At 62.5% G+C, this 4,781-nt stretch carries 4 protein-coding genes; all 4 read right to left on the minus strand.

The window, feature by feature from the left end; translation table 11 throughout:
• Positions 1-97 precede the first annotated feature (97 nt).
• From EHS19_RS03540 to urtA, 4 genes are read right to left on the minus strand one after another with little or no spacing between them, the layout of a single operon-like run.
• Positions 98-1,048, minus strand: coding sequence for an ABC transporter ATP-binding protein (locus EHS19_RS03540; protein ID WP_241677055.1), 951 nt, complete (start codon positions 1,046-1,048; stop codon positions 98-100).
• Entirely contained in the window at positions 1,045-2,199 is a 1,155-nt protein-coding gene (gene urtC / locus EHS19_RS03545) for an urea ABC transporter permease subunit UrtC (protein WP_241677056.1), read from the minus strand. Before urtC ends, EHS19_RS03540 begins: the two co-directional genes overlap by 4 nt.
• A gap of 31 nt (positions 2,200-2,230) precedes the next feature.
• The gene (gene urtB / locus EHS19_RS03550) at positions 2,231-3,115 is read right to left on the minus strand and encodes an urea ABC transporter permease subunit UrtB (protein WP_151916410.1); all 885 of its coding nucleotides are present in this window, start codon (positions 3,113-3,115) and stop codon (positions 2,231-2,233) included.
• A 39-nt stretch (positions 3,116-3,154) separates the two neighbouring features.
• Positions 3,155-4,534 carry an urea ABC transporter substrate-binding protein gene (gene urtA, locus EHS19_RS03555; RefSeq protein WP_151916411.1) on the minus strand — a complete coding sequence of 460 codons (1,380 nt, stop codon included), beginning with the start codon at positions 4,532-4,534 and terminating at the stop codon, positions 3,155-3,157.
• Positions 4,535-4,781 lie beyond the last annotated feature (247 nt).

Here is a 4,781-nt window from a genome sequence, read left to right on the forward strand (position 1 = left end):
CCACGTGGAGGCGAATGATGCGTGCGACTCCAAGGCGTGGAAAACGAAGGCGTACGAAAGGTACGTCGAGTTTTTCCACAACGCAGGAGGCGCTCCATCATTCGCCTCCACCAAGGTAGATGCGGACGACTTCGTCATTACCCTGTATCTCTTCCACCGAGCCTTGCGCGAGTATTTCACCTTGGTTGAGGACGGTGACGGAGTCGGCGAAGCGACGCATGAAATCCATGTCGTGTTCGACGATGATGACGGTGCGGTTGCGGCTGCAGCGTTTGAGGAGTTGGCCGGTGGCTTCGCGTTCGGCGGGGGTCATGCCGGCGACGGGTTCGTCGAGGAGGAGAAGGTGGGCGTCCTGGACGAGGAGCATGCCGATTTCGAGCCATTGCTTTTTGCCGTGGGGGAGGGTGCCGGCCAGCTTGTAGGCATCCTGGGTGAGGTTGCAGACGTCCATCATGTATTGGACGTTTTGGGAGGGAGGGCCGGGGCGGCGGAAGAGGTCGCGCGTGGTTTTGCGGAATCCTTCGGCGATTTGGAGGTTTTCGAGGACGCTGAGTTCTTCGACGACGGAGGCGGTTTGGAAGGTGCGGCCGACGCCGAGGCGGACGATGTCGTTGGGTTTGCGGCCGATGAGCTGTTCGCCGCGGAACATGGCGGAGCCGGCGGCGGGGACGAGTCCGGTGATGGCGTCGATGATGGTGGTTTTGCCGGCTCCGTTGGGGCCGATGAGGAATCGCAGATCGCCGTGGGTGACGGTCAGGTCGAGGTTGTTGACGGCGACGAATCCGTCGAATTCGACGTGGAGGCCTTGGATTTCCAGATAGTCGGACCATTTGCCGCCGCGGTCGTCGAGGACGGCGAGCTGTTCTTTGAGTCGGTCGCGTTCTTCGGCGATTTCGGCTTTCATGGCTGCGGCGTCGTCGCGCATGCGTTTGGCTTCGTCGCGCATGCGCTGCATTTCGGCGCGCAGTTGTTCGAGTTCCTGGGGGGAGACCTCCGGTTTGGTGTCGGTGGTGACGTGCCCGGTTTTGCTGGTGTTGTCGATGCTCATGCGTTCACCGCCTTGGTTGTGATGGTCGATGCGGCTGAGGTGCCCGATACGGCATCCGCTGATACGGCACCTGCTGTCGTTGCTGCTCTGTTCAGTCCGATTTTGTCTGCGATCCACGGCCATAGATCCTTGAGCTGTCCGAGTCCGCGGGGGGCGAAGGCGATGACGAGGATGAACATGAGTCCTTCGAGATAGGTCCATGCGGATGGGTATGCCTCGGATAGCTGGGTTTCGGCGAATCGGACGAGCAGGGTGCCGATCACGGGGCCGAGCAGCGTGGTGCGGCCGCCGATCACGACGCCGGCGAGCATGACGATCGACGGGGTGACGCCGATGTCGGATGGTGAGATGATGCCGACGACGGGCACGAACATCGCTCCGCCGATGCCGGCGAACATGGCGGCCATGGCGAAGGCGAAGACTTTGATGGATGCGGGATTGTAGCCGAGGAACTTCATGCGGTTCTCCTGGTCGCGCACGCCGATGATGAGCTCGCCCATGAACGAGTGGCGGATCCAGTAGGTGATGAGCACCATGGCGAGTACGAGGATCGCGCAGATGTAGTAGATCATCTCCTTGTTGGCGGGGTCGGTCAGATCGTAGCCGAAGAATCCTTTGAAGTCGCTTAGGCCGTTGGTGCCGCCGGTCGTTTTGGATTGTCCGATGAGGAGCACGGCGAATGCGGCGACGAGGGCCTGGGAGAGGATTGCGAAGTATGCGCCGCGCACGCCTCGTCCGAATACCAGCAGGCCGAGGATGACGGCGACGATGCCTGGCACCGCCATCACGCCGATCACCGCCACGACCGGATTGCGGAACACCTCCCAGAATCCGGGCACCTTGTCGATGCCGTACTGGGCCATGAAGTCGGGAACCGTGCCGGGGGCGATGTCAGCGAGTTTCATGTGGATGGCCATCACATAGGCGCCGAGGCCGAAGAACATGCCTTGGCCGAGGGTGAGCATGCCGCCCTGCCCCCAGGCGAGACCGATGCCCACGGCCACCATCGTGTAGCACAGGTACTTGGACAGCAGTCCGATATTGTATGCGCTCATCACCGCCGGAGCGAGGAAGATCAGCGCGAGCGCGACGACGACGCCCACCCAGACCTTGTACTTGGCGTAGAAGCCGGAAACAGCAGTCAGATTCATGTCAATCACTTCCCTTTCCGTTGCCGACCGACTATGCCAGGTTCCTCGACCGCACCGCGACCAGACCCTGCGGGCGCAGCTGGAGGAACAGAACGACGATCAGGAACACCGCAACCTGGCCGATCGATGCGGATGTCGGCAATTCGATGAACGACTGGCACAGGCCCAGCGCGAACGATGCGATGACCGCGCCCTTGAGCTGGCCGACGCCGCCGGCGACCACGACGAGAAACGCCTGCACGATGAACGTGGTGCCGAAGTTGAAGCTGATCGAATTGAGCAGACTCAATGCGACGCCAGCCACGCCGGCGATGCCGGATCCAAGGAAGAACGTGACGTGATCGACCTTCTTCGTGGAGATGCCGGATACTTCGGCAAGATCGCGATTCTGGCCGGTGGCGCGGATCTGCCGGCCGAGCGGCGTGAACCTGAGCACCGCGTACAGCGCCGCCACGCATACGATCGCGAGAATGAAGATGAACAGACGCGCGGCGGAGAAACTGTAGCCGAACACCGTCACCGGATTGGTGAGCGCCTCGGGGGCCGCCGCATAGACCGGCGTGGAGCCGAAGATGTCTCGCGCAAGCTGCTGAAGCACCAGGGACACGCCGAACGTGACCAGCAGCGTGTCGAGCGGCCGCAGCCGCATACGCTCCAGCAGGGCGACGTCAAGCAGCAGGCCAAGCAGCCCGGCGACGACGAAGCCGACCACCAGTGCGACGGCGAGCGCCACGGTTTTGGAGCCGATGATCGAGCTCATCACGTATGCGGTGTATGCGCCGGCCATCATGAACTCGCCGTGGGCGTTGTTGATCACGCCCATCTGGCCGAATGTCAGCGACAGTCCGAGGGCCGCCAACAGCAGGATCGATCCGTTGGACAATCCCGCTACGATCTGCGGAAAGAACATTCCCATGGTCGATAACCTTCCTCTCGTGATTCCTGTTGCCGTGGTTTATTCGCCGGTCGAATCGGCTGTGCCGGCTGTATCGGCTGTGCCTGCCGAATCGGCACCCGTGCCTGCGCTGAGCGCCGCCGCCCAGTCGTAGGTCTTGAGATACGGGTCCGGTTTGATCGGCCCGTCGGACTGCCATACCGTGTGGATGAGCTTGTCGTCGCCGATTCTGCCGATGTACGAGGTCTTGTAGATGTGATGGTTCTCGCCGTCGACGGTGACCTTGCCTTCCGGCGCGTCGAAGGTGACGCCGTCGGCTGCGGCCTTGACCTTGTCCACGTCGAACGACTGCGCCTTCTCGACCATGCCCTTCCACAGGTAGAGCGACGTGTATGCGGATTCCATCGGGTCGGATGTGGGCTTGTCCTGCCCGTAGCGCTGCTTGAAGTCCTTGACGAACTTCTGGTTTTCCGCGCTGTCGAGCGTCTGGTAGTAGTTCCATGCGGTGAGCTGGCCGCGCACGTTGTCGACGCCGATCGCGGAGACCTCCTCTTCGGCGATCGACATGGAGATCACGGGCACGCTGTCGGCTTTGAGCCCGGATGCCTTGTATTCCTTGAAGAACGCGACGTTGGAGTCGCCGTTGAGGGTGTTGACGACCGCGTCCGCGCCGGAGAATTTCAGCTTGTTGACGATCGTGGTGAAGTCGGTGGAGCCCATCGGCGTGTATTCCTCGCCGACGACCTCCATGCCGTTGCCTTCGGCGTACGCCTTGACCACGCGGTTGGCGGTCTGGGGGAACACGTAGTCGGAGCCGACGAGGAACAGCTTCTTGTGGCCCTGCTCCTTGAGATAGTCGAGCGCTGGCACGATCTGCTGGTTGGGCGCGGCGCCGGTGTAGAAGATGTTGGGGCTGGCTTCCATGCCCTCGTATTGCAGCGGGTAGAACAGCAGCGCATTGTCGGCCTCGAACACGGGGAGCATGGCCTTGCGCGAGGAGCTGGTCCATCCGCCGAACACGGCGGCGACGCAGTCCTTTTCGATGAGGCTGCGCGCCTTTTCGGCGAATACTGCCGGCTCCGACTTGCCGTCCTGTTCGACCACCTCGAGTTTCTTGCCGAGCACGCCGCCGACCGCGTTGATTTCGTCGGCGGCCATGTGCAGTGAGTGGTTGACCGTGGTTTCGGAGATGGCCATGGTGCCGCTCAGCGAGTTGACGAAGCCGATTTTGATGGTGTCGCCCGAGGCGTCCACGCAGCTGCCGGAGGTGGAGGCGGCGGCCGTCGCGTTGGCGGATGCCGCGTTCTTTTCCGCAACGGTACGCCCCCAGCCGCACCCGCTCATCGATATCAGCGCGGCAACTGCGGCGACGGCTGCGGTCGCGGTGCGCACTATGCGCTTTCCGGCAACCGAGTGGACTGTGCGCGATGTGGCGGCCATATGCTCCCCCTCTCCCATATGATTCGGGCGAGGCCCCGCCGGTCTCACGCGCCGCAATGCTCTGCATGCGGCCCGTGAGGGCGGGGTCTCGCCCGGATCTGCTCTGAACTTGGACATCGCCCACTATGGCAAACTCGTGTGTTCGACTGAGTTGCCCATGTGTTTCGCCTATGTCTCGACGGCAACATGGCGGTTACATGGCGATGGGTTGGGGTGGAGGTGTGGGGGAGTGGGTTGGCTGTGAGGG

The organism is Bifidobacterium jacchi, from assembly GCF_009078285.1.
Lineage (GTDB): Bacteria > Actinomycetota > Actinomycetes > Actinomycetales > Bifidobacteriaceae > Bifidobacterium > Bifidobacterium jacchi.

What these genes read in the sequence shown, in the direction of transcription:
- EHS19_RS03540 (WP_241677055.1), bottom strand. Translation starts at nt 1,048, where the DNA reads ATGAGCATCGACAACACCAGCAAAACCGGGCACGTCACCACCGACACC.
- urtC (WP_241677056.1), bottom strand. Translation starts at nt 2,199, where the DNA reads ATGAATCTGACTGCTGTTTCCGGCTTCTACGCCAAGTACAAGGTCTGG.
- urtA (WP_151916411.1), bottom strand. Translation starts at nt 4,534, where the DNA reads ATGGCCGCCACATCGCGCACAGTCCACTCGGTTGCCGGAAAGCGCATA.
- urtB (WP_151916410.1), bottom strand. Translation starts at nt 3,115, where the DNA reads ATGGGAATGTTCTTTCCGCAGATCGTAGCGGGATTGTCCAACGGATCG.